Genomic DNA, 22,391 nt, shown 5'->3' with positions numbered 1-22,391 from the left:
GTATGGACTATCTGGTCAACCTCTCCTTGCTTGCACCTGACCCGGCGCTCGACCAGCGCGTGGCGAAGGCTGGCGTCACCATCCGCCGCGCGCTTGCCCCGGAATATGAGCTGCTCACCGACTGGGTCCGGCGCAAATTCAGTGCCGGCTGGGCCGGCGAGACGGCTGTTTCCATGATGCGCCAGCCGCCGACCTGTTTCCTGGCCACAAGGGAAGAAAGGCTGGTCGGCTTTGCCTGCCATGAATCGATCGCGCGGGGCTTCTTTGGTCCGACCGGCGTCGACGAGGCGGTGCGCGGCCAAGGCATCGGCCATGCGCTGCTTTTGGCCTCGCTGCTCGATCTGAAAACCATGGGCTACGCTTACGCCATCATTGGCGATGTCGGCCCGTCCGAATTCTACGAACGCACTGTCGGCGCGACGCAAATCCCCAATTCGGAGCCCGGCATCTATGCCGGCCTGCTGAAGTCGGCCGACTGACCTTTCACGCTTACATGATGAGATTGCCATGACCGAGAGACTTGCCCTGCGGCTGGAGAGTTTTTGGACGCCCGCATCCGGCAACCAGGCACTGGCCTATTCGCTGAAGCTCACCAACGCCTCAAAGCAGGCGCTCAGGGATTTCCGGCTCTGCATCAGCGGCCCGGCGCGGATCGACCCGGCGGCCGCCATCGAAGGTGCCACACTGGTCGAGCGGCTGTCGAACCATGCCGAGTTCGCACCGCCCGCCGGCTTCGTGCTCGAACCGGGTGCGGCCTGGACATTGACGGCGCGCGGCCTGAGTTATCCGCTGCGGCATTGGACCGACGGCGCCACCGGCGCGTACCTGGTGCTCGCCGATGGCAGCGTCCAGCGTCTTTCCGTCGAGCCTACGAAAGCGAAAGGCGACAACGCGCCGCTGAAGCGCGGCGCCGAGCCCTACCCGGTGCCGGCCGTGGCGCCAGTCATCATTTCGGTCATCCCATGGCCGCGCCAGGTCGAGGTGTCCGGAGCCCTACCCGTTCCAGCCGGCATCGACCCGAGGCCGCAAGGCGAAGAGGCCAAGGCAGCTGTGGCCGCCTTCGCCGAGCTGAGTGCCCGACTGTTCCCGGTCGAAGGCCTTGTGCGCCCCACGGCGGAAGGCGGTTTTCCGATCAATCTTTCCCGCAAAGACGGATTTGGGCCGGAAGCCTATGCGATTGATTTCACAGCCGACGCGGCCACGGTGTCGGCGGCGACGCGCACCGGGTTTCTCTACGGGCTGATCACGCTCGGCCAGATTCTGCGTGGCGCCCGAAAACATCCGGCAACCTTTGTCTTCCCGGCGCAGGGTCAAATCCATGATGAGCCGTCAATGGGCTGGCGCGGTTGCCATCTCGATACGGCGCGCCAGTTCTATGCCTCGGCCGAGATCGAACAGTTCCTCGCCATCTTCGCCTGGAACAAGCTGAACCGCTTTCATTGGCATCTGTCCGACGACGAGGCCTGGCGGGTCGAGATATCGGCCTATCCGCAACTGACCGGCATCGGCGCCTGGCGCGGCCATGACCTGCCGATCCCGCCACTGCTTGGCTCAGGCCCCGGCAAGACCGGCGGCTATTATTCAAAGGAAGCGATCCGCAACATCGTCGGGCTTGCCGGTCGGTTCGGCATCGAAGTGGTGCCGGAGATCGACGTGCCCGGCCATTGCTACGCCATGCTCAAGGCGTTGCCGCAGCTGCGCGACCCCGGCGAGCACGGCCAGTATTTTTCGGTGCAAGGGTTTCCCAACAACTGCCTCAACCCGGCGCGCGAGGAAACATACCGGGTGCTCGAAACGATCTTCGACGAGATGATCGAGTTGTTCCCGTTCAAGGCGATCCATGTCGGCGCCGACGAAGTGCCGATCGGTGCCTGGTCGGGCTCGCCGCAGGCGCTGAAACGGCTTGCCGAACTCGGCGGCGAGGCGCTGGCGCAGTCGCATGCCAAGCGGCTCGGTGTGGTCACCAACACGCATGGCGCCGACGAGATCGACGGCTCGGGTGCTGCCGTTCTGCAAGCCCAGTTTCTCAAGCGGATCCAGACCTTCCTGGCATCGCGAGGCTGCATCACTGGTGGTTGGGAGGAAGCCGCGCACGGCAATGTCATCGACAAGACGAAAAGCTATCTCAATGGCTGGCGCAACGTCGAGGTTTCGGCCGCACTTGCCGGCGAAGGCTACGACATCGTCGTCAATCCGGGACAGGTCTATTACCTCGACATGGCCAACAGCCAGGAATGGTCGGAGCCGGGCGCTGCCTGGGCCGGCTGGTCATCACCCGAGAAACTCTACGGCTTCGATCCCGTCGAAGGCTGGAGCGCAACACAGAAGAAGCATTTCCTCGGCGTGCAGTGCTGCATCTGGTCGGAACCGATGACCGACCGAGCCGTCTTCGACCGGCTGGTCTTTCCCAGGCTTTCGGCGCTTGCCGAAACCGGCTGGTCCACGCCGGAGCGAAAGTCATGGGAGCGGTTCAGTGCGCTCGCCGGATTGATGCCGGTTCTCTACGGGTTGTCCTAGCGCCGGACGTCAGGCCAGGAAGGTCGCATCAGTTTGTCATAGCGCTTGATCAGGCGGTCGCGCCTCAGGCGCGAGAGCCTGTGCGTCCAGAAGAGCCCGTCGAGTTGATCGATCTCATGTTGATGGCAGACCGCCAGCAGTCCATCGGCATCCTCGAACCGCTCGTTGCCGTCGAGATCCTGATAGCGAACACGTACACGTGCGTGCCGCTCGATCTCTTCGGTGACGCCGGGCATCGAAACGCTGCCTTCTGTTTGACGGATCATTTCGGGCGAGGCCTGGATGACAGATGGATTGACATAGATCCCCGGCTTTGCCGCAGCAGGCAGCTGGATCACGACCAGGCGGTTCAGAATACCGATATGCGGGGCGGTGATGCCGATCCCGGGCGCTGCGTGCATGGTGTCGATGAGGTCGTCAGCCAGGCTCGACAACTCATTGTCGAACAGCTGTATCGGCTCCGCGACAGCACGCAGGAGCGGATTGGGAAATCTTATGATCGATCGAACCGCCATAAGATTTCAGCCGAACGGTTTTTGCAGCACGTCGAATTGTGGGTTGGTTTCCGAAAAGATCGGCAAGGCGGCGGCGCCGAGGACGGACGTGTCCTTGCCGGCCGCACCCACCAGCACGCGCGGCGTGGTGCGGGCGCTGGTTGCGCTGACGGAGAGGTGCAGCGGCTCGAGCCGGCTGGCCAGTTCCTCGATCACCGGCAGCGGCATGAAGCCGCCGAGAACCACGGTTTCCGGGTCGAGCGCGAGTTCCAGCACATCGATCGCCTGGCGCAGCGGCTCGACGGCGTCCGCGATCCAGGCGTCGAGACGGCTGTCGCCCTTGGCCAGCAATTCCTCGAGCAGCTCGGGCGAGGCATGGTCGGGGTCCGGCAAATCGAGCGTCTCGTATGCGGCGCGCAGCGAGACGTAGCGCTCCAGGCAACCGCGCTTGCCGCAACCGCAGGCAAGGCCGCCCGGCCGCACGATGATGTGGCCGATCTCGCCGGCATTGTGCCGGCTGCCCTTGTAGAGATGGCCGTTGAGGAACAGCCCGGCGCCGAGGCCGGTGCCGATGAACAGATAGACGAAGCTGTCGAGGTTTTTGGCCACGCCGTAGAGGCGTTCGCCGATGGCCGCTGCGGTGGCGTCGTTCTCAACGATGACGGCAATGCCGGTGAGCCGCTGCAACTCTTCGGCCACCGGAAAATCGTGCCAGCCGGGCAGCGCCGTCGGGCCGACCGAGGTCAGGCCCTCGACGCCGAACGGGCCTGGCATGCTCATGCCGATGCCGAGCAGCCGTGTGCGGTCGAGGCGCGAGGTGGCGATCAGCTCGGCAGAGATGGCGGCCAGCAGAGGCATGGCCTCGGCAGGCGTCGGCCGGTCGACGTTTTTCTCGATACGCGCGCGCATCGTGCCGGAGAGGTCAGTGACGACGCCGACGGCAAGCTGATGGTCGAGCTGCAGGCCGATCGAATAGCCACCATCGGGGTTGATCGAATAGGGCACGGCCGGCTGGCCGCGCGCGCCCTTCAGCGTCGCCTCCGGACGTAGCAGTTCGGTGCGCTCGAGCTCCTCGACAATGTTGGAGATGGTCTGCGACGACAGCGCCGTCAGCCGCGCGATCGACGCCCGCGACAGGGCGCCGTTGGTGCGGATCGCCTCGATCACCACGCGCCTGTTGTGCGACTTGGCCTGTTCGAGATTGGTGCCGGAGATGGCTTTTCTGGATGTCATATGGCTTGTTACCGGGCTCCATAATCATAGAATACCACTTTAGAAAATCAAGTTGATTTAATTTATTGTGCACGGGTTCCAGCCGAACCGGATCGCATCCATTTCAGAACGAACGTGGAGATTCGATAGTCCCGCTTTTCGTCGCCAACCTGCTGGCGCCACGGCAGCCAGAAGCGGCCGCGCAAGGGCAGATAGCCGCCCTGCCCGCTCCTCAGGCGACCGGCGTCCAGATCACGTCGTCGATCCTGTTAGCCCCCGTCGCAAGCATCACCAGCCGGTCGAAGCCAAGCGCCGAGCCGCTGGCTTGCGGCATGATGGCGAGGGCTGTGAGAAAATCCTCGTCCAGCGGGTAGCGCTCGCCATAGACGCGCTCTTTCTCGTCCATCTCGGCGGCGAAGCGCCGGCGCTGCTCGGCCGCATCGGTCAGTTCGCCGAAAGCGTTGGCGAGCTCGACGCCACAGCAATAGAGCTCGAAGCGTTCGGCAACGCGCGGATCCTCCGCGCTCGGCCGGGCGAGCGCTGCCTCCGAGATCGGATAGCCATAGAGGATGGTGGCCCGCCCCTGCCCCAGCACCGGCTCGATCTTTTCGACCATCACACGGCTGAACAGATCGGCCCAATTGTCATCCTGCGCCGTACGCAGGCCGGCCTCGACCACGGCTTGATGAAGTGCGTCCCGGTCTGTGCTGCCGTCTGCCGCCACCGTGGCGAGAAGATCGATGCCGGCATGCCACTGAAAAGCCTCGGCCACGCTAAGCCGCTCCGGCTCGGCAAACGGATCGGCCTCGCGGCCGCGAAAGCGGATGGTTTTTGCGCCGGCGCGCTCGGCCGCCAGCGTGAGCAGTTCGGCGCAATCGGCCATCAGGCTTTCATAGGTCTCGCCGACCCGGTACCATTCGAGCATGGTGAATTCCGGATGGTGCAAAGGGCCGCGCTCGCGGTTGCGCCAGACCGCACCCAAGCTGAAGATGCGCCTTTCGCCGGCGGCGAGCAGTTTTTTGCAGGCGAATTCCGGCGATGTGTGGAGATAAAGCGGCCGGCGCTCCCCGTCAGAACCAATTGCCTCTGTGGCGAAAGCCGAAAGATGCGCCTCATTGCCGGGCGAAATCTGCAGAGCCGCCGTCTCGACCTCGATGAAATCGCGCTCGCCAAACCAGTCGCGCATGGCGGCCGCGATGGCGTTGCGCGCCATCAGCCGCGGCCGACGGTCGGCGTGAACGTCCGGCGTCCACCAGGGCGAGGCCCCGGTCATGGATTTGCCGGGCAACGGAATCGCTGACAGGGCTGGCGGTTCGCGCCAAGATGCGCTACGGCGACGGCTCTCGCAGCCGATTTGCGCCGAACAATCGTTTCAGGCCAACGAAGTCTAGGATTGAAAACCGTGGTGAAGGTCATCGCCAGTTCCCTGCGTAAAGGCAACGTCGTCGACAAGGACGGCAAGCTTTACGTGATCCTCTTTGCCGAAAACATCCACCCTGGCAAGGGCACTCCGGTCACCCAGCTCGACATGCGCCGCATCTCCGACGGGGTGAAGGTTTCGGAGCGCTACCGCACCACCGAGCAGGTCGAGCGCGCCTATGTCGAGGACCGCGAGCACACCTTCCTCTACGCCGATAGCGAAGGCTATCACTTCATGAATCCGGAAACCTACGACCAGGTCGCAGTGTCGGAAAGCGTGGTCGGCGACATGGCGCCCTATCTGCTCGAAGGCATGGCGGTGCAGATTTCGCAGTTCAACGGCATCGCCATTGCCCTGGTGCTGCCGCAGCGCGCCACCTTTGAGGTGGTCGAGACCGAACCGGTGACCAAGGGCCAGACGGCCTCGTCCTCCTACAAGCCGGCCGTTCTCTCCAATGGCGTGCGCACCGCAGTCCCCCCGCACATCAGCGCCGGCACCCGCGTGGTGGTGATGACGGCGGACGGCTCCTATGTGGAGCGGGCGAAGGACTGAGGCGGCAAGCCCCAGTCCTCGTTAGTCCCTTGCATTGCCTTCTGCGGCCGCTGGCTCGATAGTCCTGCCAATGTGGCAGACCTTTGTGACCTACTGGCCTATGATCCTCGTGATCATTCCGATGCTGATGGCCGCTATCGGCATCGTCCACGCCATCATGACGAAGGAAGACGTCCGCGCCGCCACCGGCTGGGTGGGCGTGATGATCTTGTCGCCGTTCCTGGGCGCCATCATCTATGCCATTGCCGGCATCAACCGCATCCGCCGCGCGACGATCAGCGCGATGCGGCCCGTGGCCGGCGAAGCCGAGACAGCCAAACACGACCGCGACATTGCGCTCGAAGCGCTGATCTCAGCCGAATTCGGCCAACGCTTTGCCGGCCTGAAGACATTGGGCGACAGGGTGGCGCGACGCGGGCTGCTTTCGGGAAACGCAATCACCATGCTGAGGACAGGCGACGATGCTTACGCGGCCATGCGCAAGGCGATCGACGAGGCACAGCGCAGCGTCCTGCTCGAGACCTACATCTTCGACAATGACGAGGTCGGCAAACTGTTCGTCGAATCGCTGGCCGGCGCGGTGCGGCGCGGCGTCACTGTGCGCGTGCTGATCGATGCCGTCGGCGTGCGCTATTCCGTGCCCAGCATCCTCACGACTCTCCGCGAAGCCGGCGTCACCGTCGACCTCTTCAACGGCAACATCGTCATGGGCCTGAGACTTCCCTATGCGAACTTGAGAACGCACAGGAAGATCCTGATCGTCGACGGTGCGGTCGCATTCACGGGAGGCATGAACATCCGCAAGGGATTCTCTGCCAAATTCACGGGAACCGCCAGTTCGGCGGATACGCATTTCCAGGTCACTGGACCGGTCGTGGCCGACCTGTTTGCGGTTGCCGCCGAGGACTGGCGCTTTGCCGGCAACGAGGCCCTCAAGGACGAGGTCTGGCACGTCGAGAAACACTCGCCGCCGCCCGGTCAGCCAATCCTGATGCGGGCCGTGGCATCGGGGCCGGACGCCAGCATCGAAACCAACCACAAATTGCTGATGGGCGCATTTTCCGTCGCCCGCAAATCGATCCGCATCATGTCGCCCTATTTCCTGCCGGACCGGGAATTCATCAGCGCGCTGACCACGGCGGCTCGGCGCGGCGTCGAGATCGATATCGTCGTGCCGGCGGTCAACAATCTCTTCCTGGTCGGCCGCGCCATGACGGCGCAATACGATCAGGTGCTGAAGCATTATTGCCGGGTGTGGCGCCATGAAGGGTCGTTCGACCATTCGAAGCTCATGTCGGTCGATGGCGTGTGGGCCTATGTCGGCTCCTCCAACCTCGATGCCCGGTCGCTCAGGCTGAATTTCGAGATCGACCTCGAGGTTCTGGATGCAGGCTTTGCTGCCGAGATCGAAGCGCGCATCGGAGCCGCAATCGCAGCGGCCAAACCCGTGACACTCGCGACCTTGAAAGCGCGGCCATTTGTCATCCGTGTCTTCGACCGGTTGCTATGGCTGGGATCGCCCTATCTCTAATGCATATCGCTCAAAAGTGGTCCCGGTTTTGAGAGAACGATATGCATAAAACAAGGAATCAGGACAGATTGAACGCAGGCCCATGGACATAAACGGACGCAGCCTTCCTGAAACCGTGCTCCTGTCGATCCGCGGCAGGAAAGCGCGCAAGGCGAACGCGACGCCGCGCAAGCGGGTTGACGGCGCTGAGATGGTGGTCGCCTCCTACAACGTCCACAAATGCATCGGCACCGACCGCCGGTTCGATCCCGAACGGACCGCCCGCGTCATCCGCGAGATCGGCCCAGACGTCATTGCTTTGCAAGAGGCCGACAACCGGTTCGGCGACCGCGCCGGGCTGCTCGATCTTGCCCGCATCGAACACGAAACCGGGCTGGTGCCGGTGCCGGTTTCGGGAAACGGCAAGGGCCATGGCTGGCGCGGCAACGTGCTGTTGTTCAAGCGCGGCACGGTGCGCGACGTGCATCAGATCAAGCTGCCGGGACTGGAGCCGCGCGGCGCGCTGGTGGCCGAGATCGACCTCGACGAAACGCGCACGCTGCGCGTCATTGCCGCGCATCTCGGCCTGCTGCGCCGCTCGCGCTCCGAACAGGCCCGCGTCGTGCTCGACATTATGAGCAGCCAGGATGAAAGGCCGACCCTGCTGCTCGGCGATCTCAACGAATGGCGACTGGGCAACCGCTCGGCGCTGAAGACGCTGCACACCACCTTTGCCACACCGCCGGCCGTGCCGACTTTTCCCTCAGGCCTGCCGGTGCTGGCGCTCGACCGCATCATGGCCAACCGGCATGGCATGGTTTCGTCGGTGGAAGCGCACGACACGCCGCTGTCGCGGGTGGCGTCGGATCACCTGCCGCTGACGGCGTTTGTGAGCTTGTAACTCACCCGTCCCGCAACCACACCACCATCTCGCCGGGGTCACGATTGTCCCAGGCGTAATAAGGGACCGCCTTGAGCTTCGCCTGCTCGATGGCTGGCGCCTCGGTGCGATAGAGGCCGTTGTCCCAGTTTTCCGCCGTTTCCCGGCTGCCGGTGGCCGAGAGGGTGACGACGCCGCCCAGAAGGTTCGGCTCGGGATGCGCCTCGATCTCAGCCGTGCGCGGCAAGGTGATGCGGTGCAGTTGGCCGGCATTGTCGGTCTCTTCGACGCAGTAGATCAACGGGCCGCGCGCAAGTGCTACGCGGCCGATGTCCTGGCGCACCTGCGGGTTGGCGAACAGGCGCGAGATCGACATGTCGAGGTCGAGCTCGACGCGGTCGCCCTTTTGCCACTCGCGCCGGATCGCCGCGTAGCCATCGTTCGACGCGGCATCGAGGTCGACAGACGCGCCGTTGACCTTCAGCGTCGCCTTGCGGCACCAGGACGGCACGCGCAGATGCAGCGTGAACTCAACGGGCGCATCCGGCTCGACCCGGATCGAGACCGCGCCGTCCCAGGGATAGTTGCTGGTCTGGACGAGGCTGATCGGCGTGCCCGCGATGTCGAAACGCGCCGTCGAGTCGCCATAGAGGTGGACGGCCAGCGCATCGTCGGCCAGGCTGTAGAAATAGCTGCCGATCGACGCCACCATGCGGCCGATATTGGGCGGGCAGCAGGGGCAGCGGTGCCATTTCCAGCGATTGTGCTTGCCCCGGCTTTCCAGCGGGTTCTCGTAGAAGAACAGCGAGCCGTCGAGCGACAGGCCGGAGATCGAGCCGTTGTAGAGCGCCCGCTCCATCATGTCGGCGTAGCGGGCGTTGGGACCCATGCCGAGCATGCGGCTGGCCCAGAACACCAGCCCGACCGAGGCACAGGTCTCGGCATAGGCGGTTTCGTTGGGCAGGTCGTAATCGGCGGTGAAGCCTTCATTGTGGGCCGACGGCCCGATGCCGCCGGTGACGTAAAGGCTCTTGGTGGTGAGATCGTCCCAGAGCCGGTCGAGCGCTGCCCGCAGCGTATCGTCGCCATATTCGGTGGCGATGTCGGCCATGCCGGAATAGAGGTACATCGCCCTGACGGCATGACCGACGACCTTGTCCTGCTCGCGCACCGGCTTGTGCGACTGATTGTATTCGTAAGTCTTGAAATGATAGGCCTTCGGGTCGGCGCCGCGCGCGCGCGCCTCCTCGTCGAAATAATGCGGCTCAACGCCGCGCTGGTCGATGAAGTATTTCGCCAGCTCCATGTATTTCCGCTGGCCGGTCGCCCGCGACAGCTTGACCAGCGCCAGCTCTATCTCCTCATGGCCGCAATAGCCCTTCTGCTTGCCGGGCTCCGGCCCGAACGTGTCGGCGATATGGTCGGCATAGCGGCATAGGATGTCGAGCAGCTTGCGCTTGCCGGTGGCCTGGAAATAGGCGACCGCGCCCTCGATCAGATGACCGGCGCAGTAGAGCTCGTGGCAGTCGCGCAAATTGGTCCAGCGCAGGCCAGGCTGGATGCGCTGGTACCAGGAGGACAGATAGCCGTCGGGCTGCTGCAGCTTTTCGTACATGTCGATGACGTCGTCGATGTTTTTCTCCAGCCGGTCGTTGCGGCGGCGGTAGAGCGAATAGGCGGCGGTCTCGATGGTCTTGCCCCAGTCGGAATCCCAGAACATCTGCGTCGTCACGGTCGAGCCGGTGAAGCCGGGCGTGGCCGCCTCGTCGGGCGACGGCGAATGGAAGGGGATGACGACGCCTGGCGACGGCCGGTCCGGATCGATCTGCTCCAGCATGCGGGCTTCGACACAGCGCTCGTAGAGGATGTCGGCGGTGCGCGAAGCGACCGCATCGACGCGGTCGCCCCAGAAGCCGCGCACGTCGACCTGCGGCACCGGCAAAGGGCGGAAGGCGAGGCTCAGTTTTCCCGTCTTCCGGGCGGCGGATTTGTGTGCGGTCATCGCTGGCTCCGTTCGATTTCGTCATTGCCATTTCACCGCGGGTCATTTCACGGCGCCGGCCATCAGGCCGCGTATGTAGAAGCGTTGCAGCAACAGGAAGAGGATCAGGCAAGGCACCATCATCACGGTAACACCGGCCTGCACGGCTCCCCAGTCGATGGCGCCGAAGCGGCCGGATTGAAGTGCGGTCATCATGATCGGCAGCGTGAATTTGGACTGATCGGTCATCAGCACGAGGGCGGCCAGGAACTCGTTCCAGGCGCCGAGGAAGGCGAACAGCGCGATGGTGACGATGCCGGGCCAGACCAAAGGCAGCATCACCTTCAGCAGCATGGTGAGATTGTTGGCGCCGTCCATGCGCGCGGCCTCCTCGATCTCGCGCGGCACCGCGTCGAAGGCGTTGCGCATCATGAAGATCGAGAACGGCAGCTGCAGCGTGACGTAGACAAAGACCAGCCCGGTCAGCGTGTTGTGCAGGCCGACCTTGGTCAGCACCAGGAAGATCGGCGTCAGGATCGACTGGAACGGGATCATGATCGTCGACAGGATGACGACGAAGAGCAGGTCCTTGAACGGAAAGCGGAAGCGCGAGAAGCCGTAGCCGGCAAGCACGCTGACGATGACGGAAAACACCACCGTCATGACGGAGACATAGAGGCTGTTTTGCGCCGGCAGCCACAGCCCGTCGCCGAAAGTGTTGAGCGTGCCGTAATTTTCGACCGAAAAACCGGTGGTCGGCCAAGGCGGCAGCGGCGGCAGGCGCGCCTCCTGCGACGGCTTGAAGGCCGACAGCACCGTCCAGACGATCGGCGCCAGGAACAGCACAGAGGCGATCATGCCTGTCGCGTGCTCGGCGATGCCGAGGCGCAAGCGGCTGTTGCGGCTTCTTGCCTGCGCCATCAGTCGACCCCCTCGGGCTTGCGCAGCAGCCAGAGCTGGAACGTGCTGAGCGCGACCAGGATGGCGAGCAGGATCATCGACAGTGCGGCGCCATAGCCCAGCTTGAACGACACGAAGGACTGGTTGAATATCCAGTAGACGGCGGTCAGCGTCTGATTGCGCGGGCCGCCGCGCAGGATGATGTAGAACTGGTCGAAGGCGAGGATGGAGCCCGCCACCGACAGGATCAGCGCCAGCGCCAGGGTGCGGCGCATCAGCGGCAGCGTGATGGCGCGAAAGCGCGCGAACGGCCCTGCCCCATCGATCATCGCGGCTTCCTGCAGGTCGGTCGGAATCGACTGCAGGCCAGTCATCAGGATGATCATGGTGAAGCCCGCCACCTTCCACACGACCATGGCGATGATCGACCAGAAGGCCGGCTGGAAGGTGGCCAGAAGGTTGAATTTCTTCCCGGTCAGGCCGAGGTCGAAGGCGGCCGGGCTGAACAGGCCGGAATCGACATTCAAAAGCCACGACCAGAGCAGGCTCGCCGAAGCAAAGCCGATAACAGCCGGCATGAAGAAGGACGTGCGGTAGAAGCCTGTGAGCCGCCGGGGACGCTCGATGAACAGCGCCAGCGGAAAGGCGACGGCGAAGATCGCGATCGTCACCACCACCGTGTAGAGGCCGGTGAAGCGCAGCGCATTCCAGAAGCGGGTGTCGCGCAGGATCGCCCAATAATTATCGAGGCCGATGTAGCTGTGCTCGCCCATCAGCGGCCAGTTGTGCAACGACATCCACGCCGTCATGCCGAGCGGGATGATGAAAAAGACAACCACCAGCGCCACGGCCGGCGCGACATAGAGCAGGCCGATCCACTGCTGGCGGCCGGCACCGACCAATTTTCGCGAGCGCGCCGGGGCGGAGGTTGTTGCGATGGCGGTCATGCGATGCTCCAGTTGCGGCGTCCCCCTCCCCCTCGAGGGGAGGGTCCGGCCGAAGGCCGGGGGTGGGGTCCTCTGCGCAGTGCGCCGACAGAAAGGCCGAGCACGTCGCAGGCGACCCCACCCGGACCCTTCGGGTCCGACCTCCCCTCAAGGGGGAGGTTGAGGGCGGCGCTATTTCTGCGGCGCCTGGTCGATGATCGACTGCATGGTCTCCTGCGCATTCGAAATCGCGCCGTCGACATCGTCGCCGAAGAAGACTTCGTTGACCATCTGCGTCCACGGGCCGTTGGCGGAGTTGATCAAATCGTTGAACACCACCGAATAGGGCGTGCGGCCCTTGGCCATCGCCTCGGCGGCGATCTGGTAGCGCGGGTCGAGATCCTTCAGCGCCTCCTTGGCTATGTCGCCGCGCACCGGCAGGCTGCCGTATTTCGCCAGGATGGTCTGACCCTCCAGCGAATAGGCGAAGTCGAGAAACTCCTTCACCACCGCGAGCTTTGTGGTGCCCTTGGTGACGACGAAATTGTCGCCGCCGGCGAAGGACGACCAGCCGGCATCCTTGCCCGGCAGGAAGGTGACGCCGTAATCGACATTAGGATACTGCGTGTTGAGCGCGCCGATGGCGAAGGCCCCGGACGGCGAGATGCCGATATTGCCGGCGGCAAAGGCGGCAAAGAAGTTGGAACCGGTGTCGGTCTGCGCGCCGGCCGGCACCAGATCCTTCTTGACCATCGACCGGTAGAGGTCGATGGCGCCGCGCAGTTGCGGGCTGTCCAGCGTCGCCTTGGAGCCGTCCTCGGAGAGGATGTCGCCGCCCGAGGCCCAGACCAGCGGCGTGAAGGTGAAGATGTTGCAGCCGCCGCAATTGCCGGAGAAATAGAAGCCCTTGATGTCGCCGCCGAGCGCGTTGACCTTCTCGGCGTCGGTTTCGATTTCGGCCCAGTTGGCCGGGCCCTTTTCAGGGTCGAGCCCGGCCTGCTTGAACAGCTTCTTGTTCCAGATCAGCACCGAGCTATCGGCCGAAAACGGCAGGCCGTAGATGCGGCCCTTGTAGGTGCCGGTCTTGACGTGCGCCGGCGACAGGCTGGCGAAATAGGGCAGCGACTTCGCCCAGTCGGTGATGTCCTCCAGCTGGCCGGCGGCGGAAAAGGCCGGCGTGTAGATCAGGTCGAGTGACAGCGCGTCGGGCGCGGTGCCGCCGGCGGCCGCGGCGCCATATTTCGGAATGATCTCGGCATTGGGGATGATGTCGAGCTTGATCTGGTTCTCATGCGCCTTGTTGAAGGCGTCGACGATGCGCGGCATGAAATTCGAGCCGTCGGCGCGCACCCAGATATTGGCCGTGTCGGCGGCCATGGCGGGCATAGCGAAAATACTCGCGGCAAAGGCAAGCCCGGCAATCATGGTTTTCATGGTTCTCCTCCTCATGGTTCTGTTCTCCTCCCTATTGCGGCGCTCTCCCAGATCGCGCCGCGCGTTCTCCTAGCCGCCTGGTGGACGGCCGCATGACTGACGCACCGCCAGCCGGCACGGCAGTTTTCGGATGCCCGGCGCGGCCGGTTGGCCGCCGACGAGCGAAAGCAGCGCAAGCCCGGCCTCGCGGCCAAGCGCTGAAAGGTTCATGTCGACCGAGGTCAGCGGCGGGCGCGTCGCCTCGGCCACGATCTCCCAATTGTCGAAGCCGATGACGCCGATATCGTCGGGCACGCCGATGCCGCGCTCGCGCAGCGCATCGATGGCGCCGCGCGCGATCTGGTCATTGCCGCAGAAGACGGCGTCCGGCCTTTCAGCCCCGTTCGCCTTGCCGTCGAAGAGCTTTGCCACTGCCTCATGCCCCCAGCCTTCCGACCAGGCGCCGAGCATCGGCTCAGCAACCGGCAGGCCGTGCTCGACAAGGACATCGCGATAGGCTTGGGCGCGGCTATGCACCACGGCAAAACTCGCCGGCCCGCTGACATGGGCGATGCGCCGCCTGCCCAGCCGGCAGAAATGCTCGACCGCCAGCCGCGCGCCGCCGGCATCGTCGGAGACGAAGGCGACCGAACCGGGATCGGGCTGGGTGAAGGCATAGATGACGGGGATGCGCAGATTGGACAGATCGATCGGCAGATGGCGGTCGATGCGCTTTCCCGTGGCGATGATGCCGTCGACGCGCTTGTCGAGCATGGCCTCGACATGAAGCTGGCCAAGGCGCGGATCGTCCTCGACATTGCACAGGAACACCGAGACGCCGGCATCGACCAGCGCATCGGACACGCCGGCCATCAGCGGCAGCGAGAAGCGGCCATAGGAATCGTTGGTGAGCAGGCCGACGGTGAAGGAGCGCTTGCGCAGCAAGCTCTGCGCCAGGCTGTTCGGCCGAAAACCCAGCCGCTGCGCCGTCTCGCGGATGCGCTCGCGCGTCTGAGCCGTCATGCGCCCCTGCCCGTTCAGCGCCTTCGACGCCGTCGCCACGCTGACGCCGGCGGCGGACGCCACCTCGCGCAGAGTGACCGGTGTCTTGGCGGCAGAGGCGTCGGAGGACATGGTGCGCGGCGCGTTCCTTAGCTGAGAAAAGGTTTTCTCTTACCGCCCTGCACGGTGATGACTGGTCAGGTCAGCGCGTGTTGGGCGATTTGGGAAAAGGTTTTCTCAGAAGGAGATTAGGGGAAGGTGCTGGGGATGGCAAGGGGGATGGTTAGACCACAATTGCGTTCGGCAAACCTCGCCTGTCAGCGGTTGGTTGTCGAAGCGCCGCGCTCTTTTTTTCCAAGCGTGTAGCATCTGCCCAGCGCCATCCGTCCTCTGAACAGAGAGGAGAACGCCATGAGAAAATTGATCGTCACCGAATTCATTAGCGTCGACGGCATTGCCGAGGTCGAGAAGCTGCCCAAAGTGACCTGGAACGATGAGATGCAGAGGTTCAAGGAGGATGAGCTTGCCGATAGCGGCGCCATGCTTCTGGGGCGCACGACCTATGAGATCTTTGCCGGCTCATGGCCGAGCGAAACCGGCGACTTTGCCGACCGGTTCAATGCGCTGCCGAAATATGTCGCCTCGACCAGCCTGAAGGCGCTGGACTGGAAGCCGGCGGAATTGCTTACGGGTTCCTTGCCGGAAGCGGTGAGCAAGCTGAAGCAAGGCAGCGGCGGCAACATCTATGTGCATGGCAGCCTCAGCGTCGCGCAGGAATTGCTGCGCCACGGCCTGGTCGACCGCGTCAGGCTGCTGAGCTACCCCGGCACAGTCGGTGAGGGCAAGAAGCTGTTTCCCACCGATATGCCTGTGGCGCTGGAGCCGATCTCGGCCATGACGTTCAGCAATGGTGTGGTGGCGCTGGAATATGCGGCCGGGAAGGTGTGATGCGCTGGTGGGGGGTAATCTCCCCCCTTGAGGGGGAGATGTCGCCGAAGGCGACAGAGGGGGTCGGTCCGTCCTGACGCGACCTCCTATCGCGCCGTAGGGGGCCGAGCTTCACGCGAGACGACCCCCTCTGGCCTGCCGGCCATCTCCCCCTCAAGGGGGGAGACCAGTAGCTCCCCTACCCGGCCTTCTTCCCTCGCTTGCCCCTGGCGCGCGCCTCGACCACCCTTTCCACCTCGCGCTTCAGCTCGTCCTTGATCTCCCGCGTCTCGGCCAACAGGGTGTCGATCTTCATGAAATCGAGCACGCGGTATTTTGAGACGTTGGGGCGGATCAGGATGTCGGGCGGACCCTGCTTCAGCTTGTGGGCGATGATCGACTGCATCATCAATTGCGTGGCGCCGTACATCAGGTCGACGGTGGTCGGGTGCTTGCGCTCGGCCTCGCTCGGTGCGCCGACGACGTCGATGGCGATGATGATGTCGGCGGCGTTTTCGATCAGGTCGAACGGCACCGGATTGTAGATGCCGCCGTCGATCAGCACGCGGTCGTCGCGCGTCACCGGGCGGAACACGGCGGGTATGGCAGCCGAGGCGGCGAGTGCCGAGTGCAGGTCGCCATCGTCGAAAACGGCCAGCTTGTGGCCGAAATAGTCGGTCGCCGTCACCTTGAGCGGGATCTTCAGCTCGGCGAAGGTTTCGGGAATGGCTTCGGGCAGGAATGCCCTCAGGATGCGCTCGATGTTGAACTGGCCGACGCGGATGCCGCCCTGCATGGCCTCCGCGATGGTGCCCGGCCGCGAGCGCCACATGCGCGCCGCAACCTCGGCGCGGCGGCTCAGGATCGAGCGGGCATAATCCTCGATCTCCTTGCCGCTCATGCCCGCGGCCATGCCGGCGCCCATGATGGCGCCGATCGAGGAGCCGGCGATGGCCACCGGCTTGATGCCGAGCTCGTCCAGCGCTTCGACGATGTGGATGTGCGCCAGGCCACGAGCGCCGCCGCCGCCAAAGGCGATGCCGAAAGTGGGACCTGTCATTTGGCCTCCAGCTTCGGGCCGATGCTCATGATCGCAGGGGCCGCCGACAGCAGCTTCTTCGCCGCCGCCTTGACCTGATCGAGCGTCACGCCGTTGATGAGCGCCGTACGGCGCTGCACGTAATCGATGCCAAGATGGTCGAGCTGCAATTCCACCAGGGTCGCGGCAATGGAGCTGGAAGAATCCAGATTGCTGATGGCATAGGAGCCGACCATGTATTTCTTGGTTGCGTCCAGTTCGGCCTCGGTCGGGCCCTCCTCGGCCATCTTCCTGACCACGTCCTTGACGATGCCGAGCGTCTCGGCGGCGCGGTCGGAACGCGTCGCCGTGGTGATGATCAGCGCGTTGGAATGCTGGTGATCGACCAGGTTGGAATCGACGCTATAGGCCAAGCCGCGCTTTTCGCGCACCTCGTCATAGAGGCGCGAGGTGAAGGTGCCGCCACCGAGAACCTGGTTCATCAGCACCGCGGCAAAGAAATCCGGCGCACCGCGCTTCACACCGGGATAGGCAAACTGCAGCGAGGTCTGCGGCAGGTCGTAGTCGACCTCGAGCTGCTGGCCGAGCTTCAGCTCGGTATCGGCAACCGGCCGCAGCAGCTGCTTTTCCGGCAGATCGCCGAACACGTCATCGAGCTTCTGTTTCAGCGTCGCGGCGTCGATGTCGCCGACCACCGCGACATGCAGGCCGTTGCGGGCGAAATTGGCCTTGTGGAAGGCAGCCAGATCCGCCGCGGTGATGGTGGCGATGCTGTCTTTGGTGCCCTGGTCCGGCCGGGAGTAGGGATGTTCGCCATAGATGGCGCGCAGCCATTTGGTCTGGGCGACGGTGTTGGGGTCGCGTTCACTGGCGATGATGCCGGACAATATCTGGGAGCGGATGCGGTCGATCGGCGCCTGGTCGAAGCGCGGGCTGGTAACCGCCAGCCTGAGCAGGTCGAAGGCCGCATCCTTCTGCTCGGCCAGCATGCGCATCGAGCCATAGGTGCCGTCGCGCGCCGCGTCGAAGCCCATTTCGGCGCCGGCATCGTCAAGCTTGGTCTGAAAGGCCTCGCTGTCCAGGTCGCCGGCGCCCTCGTCGAACAGGCCGGTCATCAGATTGACCAGCCCTTCCTTGCCGGCGGGATCCTGCGTCGAGCCACCATCGAAGACGAAGCGAATGGCGATGATCGGAATGGAGTGATCCTCGACCAACCAGGCGTTGATGCCCTTTGACGAGGTCACCTGCTGGATGTCCATCGCGCGCGCGGCAAGCGCCGGCAGGACGAGGAAGAGGATGGCGAGGAAGAGAGTGGTGAAGGTACGGAGGGCCTTACCTTCTCCCCTTGTGGGAGAAGGTGGATCGGCGCGCAGCGCCGAGACGGATGAGGGGTGAGTGACGGATCGCCGTCCTTGCCAAGCTGGAGCACCCCTCATCCGACCGAGCTTCGCTCGGCCACCGCCCAGGGGCGAGCCACGGGTCTCGCCCCGTCCTTCGGACCCCACAAGGGGAGAAGGGGGAGCCTGGCGGGCAGAAGGAATCTCGCGCATGCTTGTCGAAACCAGGCTCATCATCAATTCCCCGCCTGTTGCTGCGGCAAGAGATAGCCGGTGGTCGAATGGTCGAGCAGCAAATAGCGTGCGGCGACCGCCTTGATCTCGTCGGCGGTGACCTTGCGGATGCGGTCCGGCCATTCCTCGATGTCCTTCACATTACCTCCGGTGGCGAGCTCGGCGCCGTAGAGATTGGCCATCTCGTCCTGCTTGTCGCGGGCGAAGATCATGGCCCTGATGTAACGGGCCTTGGCTTTTTCCAGCTCGTCGGCGGTGACGCCATCCTTGATGATGCGGGCGATCTCGGCGTCGACGGCCGCCTCGACGTCGCTCAGCTTGGCGTCGCCGCGCGGCGCGCCATAGACGGTGAAATTGGTAGCGTCGAGCATGGTGCCCTGGAAGAAGGCGCCGGTCCCCGATGCAATGCCCTGCTTGACCACAAGCTGCTGGTAAAGCCGGCTGCGGCTGCCGCCGCCAAGGATCTCTCCCAACAGGTCGAGCGCCTCGGCCTCGCCGGGCTTTGCGATGTGGTAGGACGGAACCACCCATTGCGTCGAAAAGCTCGGCACCGAAACGCGCGCATCGGTGAGCGTCACAGTGCGCCTGGTATTCTGCTCCGGCTCGACCGGGCGGATGCGCGGCGGCAGATCCGGGCCGCGCGCGACCTTGCCATAGGTCTTTTGCGCCAGCGCCTTCACGGCGTCCGGCTCGACATCGCCGGCAACGATCAGCACGGCATTGTTGGGGCGGTAGTACTTGTCATAGAAGGCGACCGCGTCGGTGCGGTTCAGCTGTTCCATCTCCTGCATCCAGCCGATGACAGGAATGCGGTAGGGTTGGTTCTGCCAGAGTGTCGCGTCGACCTCCTCGTCGAGCACGGCCTCGGGATCGCTGTCGATACGCGAGCGGCGCTCCTCCAGGATCACGTCGCGCTCGGTCTTGATGACCTCGTCGGTCAAGATGAGGTTGCGCATCCGGTCGGCCTCGAAGCTCATCATCAGTTCGAGCGCCGAGGGCGTCACCGTCTCGTGGAAGGCCGTGTAGTCATAGGACGTGAAGGCGTTGTTGGAGCCGCCTATGTCCGAAATGGCGCGGTCGAACTCGCCCGCGGCGTGGTTGGTCGTGGCCTTGAACATCAGATGTTCGAAGAAATGCGCGATGCCGGACTTGCCTGGGGGCTCGTCGGCGCTGCCGATCTTGTACCACACCATGTGGGTGACGATCGGGGCACGGTGGTCGGGGATGACCACCACTTCCATGCCGTTGTCGAGCAGGAAGTTCGCCACCTTGCCGTCGTCCGCGGCCAGAGCCGGGCCGGCCACGGTCAGCGCGGTGGCGAGCAACGCTCTCCGCAGCCATTCAGTATGAAGTGTCATCAATGGCTCCGGTTTGTTATAGCGCGACGATAGGCAAGGTTAGCCACCGAGGCAAAGTGAATTGTGCGTCATTTTGAAGGCGCCAGCCGCGCCGCCCTCACGCAGCCTCGATGAACCGGATCACCGTCTCGCCGTAGTTGCGCTCATCAACCACCGAGAATTCGGGCCCAACCTCGAAGGGCGCCGAGGCGGCTTCCTCGACCACGCAGAGCGCGCCGGGCAGCAGCCAGCCGCCTGCCTTGGCCGAATGCAGCGCGCGTTCGCCGAGACCTTTGCCATAGGGCGGATCGGCGAAGATCAGGCCAAAGGCGGCAAGCGTGCCGGCCTCGCCCAAGGCAGTCGCGTCGCGGCGAAAGATCTTGGTGCGGCCGGTGAGGCCAAAGGCTTCGACATTGGTGCGAATCAGGCCGCGCCCTTCCGCCGATTCCTCGATGAAGACGCCATAGGAGGCGCCGCGCGACAGCGCTTCAAGGCCGAGCGCGCCGGTGCCGGCGAACAGGTCGAGCACACGCGCGCCCTCAAGCTTGTCGGCGAAGCGGTGCGCCAGCACGTTGAAGACGGCCTCGCGGGCGCGGTCGGTGGTCGGACGGATGGCGTGGTCGCGCGGCGTCGCCAGCGGACGCCCGCGAAACTGGCCGCCGACGATTCTCATCTAAACGGCTCTCATCTGGTCCGGGGACCCTTGGGACCATTGCGCGGCCGCTCACCGCCCCGACCGCCATCGGGACGCTCGCCGCGCGGCTTGCCGAATGGCTTGGCTCCGCCCGGCTTGCCATAGGCCGGCTTGCCATAGACTGGCTTGAACGAGGCCTTGCGCGCCTTGGCGTCGGCCGCCTTGGCGGCATCTGCTTCCGCCCTGCCCTTGCCGATCGGACGCGCGCCCGGCGCCATCCAGACATTGGCCTTGCGCTGGCCCGGCGGCTCAATCGGCCGCTGCTCGCGCTCCGGTTTTTTGCCGCCACGCGGTTTGTCACCAAAGGCGCCACGGGGTTTGTCACCGAAGCCATCACGCGGCTTGTCGCCGAAATCGCCACGTGGCTTGTCGCGAAACTCGCTTCGCTCGGGCCGGGGGCCGCGGTCGCCAAAGCTCTTTGCCGGCGCAGCGCCTCTTTCGGGACTGGTCGACAGCTTGCCCAGCGCTTCGTCGCGGCTGCCTTCCCGACGCTTGCGGTTCTTGATCAGACCGCCCTCGCCGATCGGCCGGCGGTCGCCCTCGCGGGTGAATTTCGGCCGTTCGGGCTCCACTTCGCGCTCACGCCGCACAGGCTGGTTGGAAAACGGCTTGGTGATCTCGGCGTCGAAATTGGCGCCGGAATCCTCGATCAGGCGTTCGCCGAGCTGGTCGCGCAAGACGCGGCCCTTGATCTCCAGCACATGGCCCTCGGCGAGGTCGTCGAGCTGGAACGGCCCGTAGGAGATGCGGATCAGCCGCGTCACGTCGAGGCCGAGCGAACCAAGGATGTTCTTCACTTCCCGATTCTTGCCTTCACGCAGGCCGATCGTCAGCCAGGCGTTGGTGCCTTGCTCGCGGTCGAGCGTCGCCTCGATGGCGCCGTAGAAGACGCCATCGACGGCAATGCCTTCACGCAGACCTGCGAGCACGCTTTCCTCGACCTTGCCATGAACACGCACGCGGTAACGGCGCAGCCAGCCGGTGGCAGGCAGTTCGAGCACGCGCGACAACCCGCCATCATTGGTGAGCAGCAGCAGGCCTTCGGTGTTGATGTCGAGCCTACCGATGGTCATCAGCCGCGGCAATTCGGCCGGCAGCACGTCGAACACGGTCTTGCGTCCCTCGGGGTCGCGGTTGGTGGTGACAACGCCGGCCGGCTTGTGGAACAGGAACAGCCTTGTGCGCTCGATCGGCGGGATCTCCATGCCGTCGAGATGGATGATGTCGCCGGGCATGACGTTGAAGGCCGGCGAGGTCAAAGCCCGGTTGTTGACCTTGACGCGGCCTGCCGCGATCAGATCCTCGGCATCGCGCCGCGAGGCAAGGCCGGCGCGGGCCAGCCGCTTGGCGATGCGCTCGCCGGCTTCTTCCGTCTCCACGGCGCGCGGGCGCGGCTTGAAGCCGCTGCCGGATGCGCCTTGCGGCCGGTCACCACCGAAATCGCGCTTGGGGCGATCACTGAAGTCGCGCTTGGGACGATCTCCGGCGTCGCGTTGTGGGCGATCGCCGAAATCGCGCTTTGGCCGGTCGAAACGGTTTTCGCCTCCGGCGGCTGCAGGCCGATCACCGCGCGGTGCGTAGGGCTTGCGTGGACCTTCGCGCTTCTCATAAGGCTTGCCCTCGGGACGCGGCCCTTTGCTGAACGGTCGGTCGCCGCTCTTGAAGTCGCGCTTCGGTGGCTCGCCATCGGCCGCCATCGGCCGGTCGCCACGCGGCGCATAGGGTTTGCGCGGCCCTTCGCGCTTTTCGAAAGGCTTGCCTTCGGGACGCGGCCCCTTGCTGAACGGCCGGTCGCCACTCTTGAAGTCGCGCTTCGGCCGCTCGCCATCGGCCGCCATCAGCCGGGCGCCACGCGGCGCATAGGGTTTCTTGGCCCCGAAGGAAGGCTTGCCGCCCTTGCCGGCGGCGCCATCACGGCGCGGCCCTGCGGCTCTCGGGCCGCCTTTGCCCGGGCCTTTGTGGCGCGGAGATTTCTTGTCGTTGTCGTCCATGTGGCCTTTGTCCGTTTGCGCTGCT

At 64.6% G+C, this 22,391-nt stretch carries 19 protein-coding genes; 6 read left to right on the top strand and 13 right to left on the bottom strand.

The features are described from left to right. Positions 1 to 2: 2 nt before the first annotated feature. Both AC1DXM_RS23015 and AC1DXM_RS23010 read left to right on the top strand, forming a co-directional pair. The gene (locus AC1DXM_RS23015) at positions 3 to 479 is read left to right on the top strand and encodes a GNAT family N-acetyltransferase (RefSeq protein ID WP_477236465.1); all 477 of its coding nucleotides are present in this window, start codon (positions 3 to 5) and stop codon (positions 477 to 479) included. Positions 480 to 507: 28 nt separating this feature from the next. Next, positions 508 to 2,517, top strand: coding sequence for a beta-N-acetylhexosaminidase (locus tag AC1DXM_RS23010; protein WP_477236463.1), 2,010 nt, complete (start codon positions 508 to 510; stop codon positions 2,515 to 2,517). Here AC1DXM_RS23010 and AC1DXM_RS23005 read toward each other — a convergent pair. The 3 genes from AC1DXM_RS23005 to epmA all read right to left on the bottom strand — a co-directional run bounded on the left by AC1DXM_RS23005 (position 2,514) and on the right by epmA (position 5,496). Beyond that, positions 2,514 to 3,032, bottom strand: a complete 519-nt coding sequence (locus AC1DXM_RS23005; RefSeq protein WP_477236461.1) for a peptide deformylase — start codon at positions 3,030 to 3,032, stop codon at positions 2,514 to 2,516. The two genes, AC1DXM_RS23010 and AC1DXM_RS23005, sit on opposite strands and share 4 nt — an antisense overlap. A 6-nt stretch (positions 3,033 to 3,038) precedes the next feature. Beyond that, positions 3,039 to 4,244, bottom strand: a complete 1,206-nt coding sequence (locus AC1DXM_RS23000) for an ROK family transcriptional regulator (protein ID WP_477236459.1) — start codon at positions 4,242 to 4,244, stop codon at positions 3,039 to 3,041. 211 nt (positions 4,245 to 4,455) lie between these two features. Further along, positions 4,456 to 5,496, bottom strand: coding sequence for an EF-P lysine aminoacylase EpmA (gene epmA / locus AC1DXM_RS22995; protein ID WP_477236457.1), 1,041 nt, complete (start codon positions 5,494 to 5,496; stop codon positions 4,456 to 4,458). A 129-nt stretch (positions 5,497 to 5,625) separates the two neighbouring features. On the opposite strand from epmA, the gene efp reads away from it, so the two are divergent. From efp to AC1DXM_RS22980, 3 genes are all read left to right on the top strand, one after another. After that, a complete protein-coding gene (efp, locus tag AC1DXM_RS22990; RefSeq protein WP_477236455.1) occupies positions 5,626 to 6,195 on the top strand; it encodes an elongation factor P in 570 nt (189 codons plus the stop codon). 70 nt (positions 6,196 to 6,265) lie between these two features. Further along, positions 6,266 to 7,726, top strand: coding sequence for a phospholipase D-like domain-containing protein (locus AC1DXM_RS22985; protein ID WP_477236453.1), 1,461 nt, complete (start codon positions 6,266 to 6,268; stop codon positions 7,724 to 7,726). Between the two features lie 82 nt (positions 7,727 to 7,808). Further along, on the top strand, positions 7,809 to 8,606 hold the full coding sequence (locus AC1DXM_RS22980) for an endonuclease/exonuclease/phosphatase family protein (RefSeq protein ID WP_112564939.1): 798 nt from the start codon (positions 7,809 to 7,811) through the stop codon (positions 8,604 to 8,606). Position 8,607: 1 nt separating this feature from the next. On the opposite strand, the gene AC1DXM_RS22975 is transcribed toward AC1DXM_RS22980, so the two are convergent. The 5 genes from AC1DXM_RS22975 to AC1DXM_RS22955 all read right to left on the bottom strand — a co-directional run bounded on the left by AC1DXM_RS22975 (position 8,608) and on the right by AC1DXM_RS22955 (position 14,939). After that, positions 8,608 to 10,587, bottom strand: coding sequence for a glycoside hydrolase family 127 protein (locus tag AC1DXM_RS22975; protein ID WP_477236451.1), 1,980 nt, complete (start codon positions 10,585 to 10,587; stop codon positions 8,608 to 8,610). Between the two features lie 42 nt (positions 10,588 to 10,629). Next, the gene (locus tag AC1DXM_RS22970; protein WP_352592556.1) at positions 10,630 to 11,487 is read right to left on the bottom strand and encodes a carbohydrate ABC transporter permease; all 858 of its coding nucleotides are present in this window, start codon (positions 11,485 to 11,487) and stop codon (positions 10,630 to 10,632) included. Next, on the bottom strand, positions 11,487 to 12,413 hold the full coding sequence (locus AC1DXM_RS22965) for a carbohydrate ABC transporter permease (RefSeq protein WP_477236449.1): 927 nt from the start codon (positions 12,411 to 12,413) through the stop codon (positions 11,487 to 11,489). Before AC1DXM_RS22965 ends, AC1DXM_RS22970 begins: the two co-directional genes overlap by 1 nt. Before the next feature lie 171 nt (positions 12,414 to 12,584). Further along, positions 12,585 to 13,826: an ABC transporter substrate-binding protein gene (locus AC1DXM_RS22960; protein WP_477236447.1), complete on the bottom strand. Its 1,242-nt coding sequence runs from the start codon at positions 13,824 to 13,826 to the stop codon at positions 12,585 to 12,587. Between the two features lie 69 nt (positions 13,827 to 13,895). Further along, the gene (locus AC1DXM_RS22955) at positions 13,896 to 14,939 is read right to left on the bottom strand and encodes a LacI family DNA-binding transcriptional regulator (protein ID WP_477236445.1); all 1,044 of its coding nucleotides are present in this window, start codon (positions 14,937 to 14,939) and stop codon (positions 13,896 to 13,898) included. A 279-nt stretch (positions 14,940 to 15,218) separates the two neighbouring features. Here AC1DXM_RS22955 and AC1DXM_RS22950 point away from each other — a divergent pair, with 279 nt between their 5' ends. Then, entirely contained in the window at positions 15,219 to 15,755 is a 537-nt protein-coding gene (locus tag AC1DXM_RS22950; RefSeq protein ID WP_477236443.1) for a dihydrofolate reductase family protein, read from the top strand. Between the two features lie 178 nt (positions 15,756 to 15,933). Here AC1DXM_RS22950 and AC1DXM_RS22945 read toward each other — a convergent pair whose 3' ends face one another. The 5 genes from AC1DXM_RS22945 to AC1DXM_RS22925 all read right to left on the bottom strand — a co-directional run bounded on the left by AC1DXM_RS22945 (position 15,934) and on the right by AC1DXM_RS22925 (position 22,366). Continuing rightward, on the bottom strand, positions 15,934 to 16,794 hold the full coding sequence (locus tag AC1DXM_RS22945; protein ID WP_477236441.1) for a patatin-like phospholipase family protein: 861 nt from the start codon (positions 16,792 to 16,794) through the stop codon (positions 15,934 to 15,936). After that, complete coding sequence (locus tag AC1DXM_RS22940; protein ID WP_477236439.1) at positions 16,791 to 18,209, bottom strand: M16 family metallopeptidase; 1,419 nt, start codon at positions 18,207 to 18,209, stop codon at positions 16,791 to 16,793. The genes AC1DXM_RS22945 and AC1DXM_RS22940 overlap by 4 nt, the downstream gene beginning before the upstream one ends. 137 nt (positions 18,210 to 18,346) lie before the next feature. Continuing rightward, complete coding sequence (locus AC1DXM_RS22935; protein WP_477236437.1) at positions 18,347 to 19,702, bottom strand: M16 family metallopeptidase; 1,356 nt, start codon at positions 19,700 to 19,702, stop codon at positions 18,347 to 18,349. A gap of 97 nt (positions 19,703 to 19,799) precedes the next feature. Continuing rightward, positions 19,800 to 20,354: a 16S rRNA (guanine(966)-N(2))-methyltransferase RsmD gene (rsmD, locus tag AC1DXM_RS22930; RefSeq protein WP_477236435.1), complete on the bottom strand. Its 555-nt coding sequence runs from the start codon at positions 20,352 to 20,354 to the stop codon at positions 19,800 to 19,802. 11 nt (positions 20,355 to 20,365) lie between these two features. Beyond that, the gene (locus AC1DXM_RS22925; protein WP_477236433.1) at positions 20,366 to 22,366 is read right to left on the bottom strand and encodes a pseudouridine synthase; all 2,001 of its coding nucleotides are present in this window, start codon (positions 22,364 to 22,366) and stop codon (positions 20,366 to 20,368) included. Positions 22,367 to 22,391: the final 25 nt, after the last annotated feature.

This window comes from Mesorhizobium sp. P3_A2, from assembly GCF_056403115.1.
The sequence above is the reverse complement of the archived record's forward strand: the minus strand, read 5'-3'. Positions and strand labels throughout refer to the sequence as shown.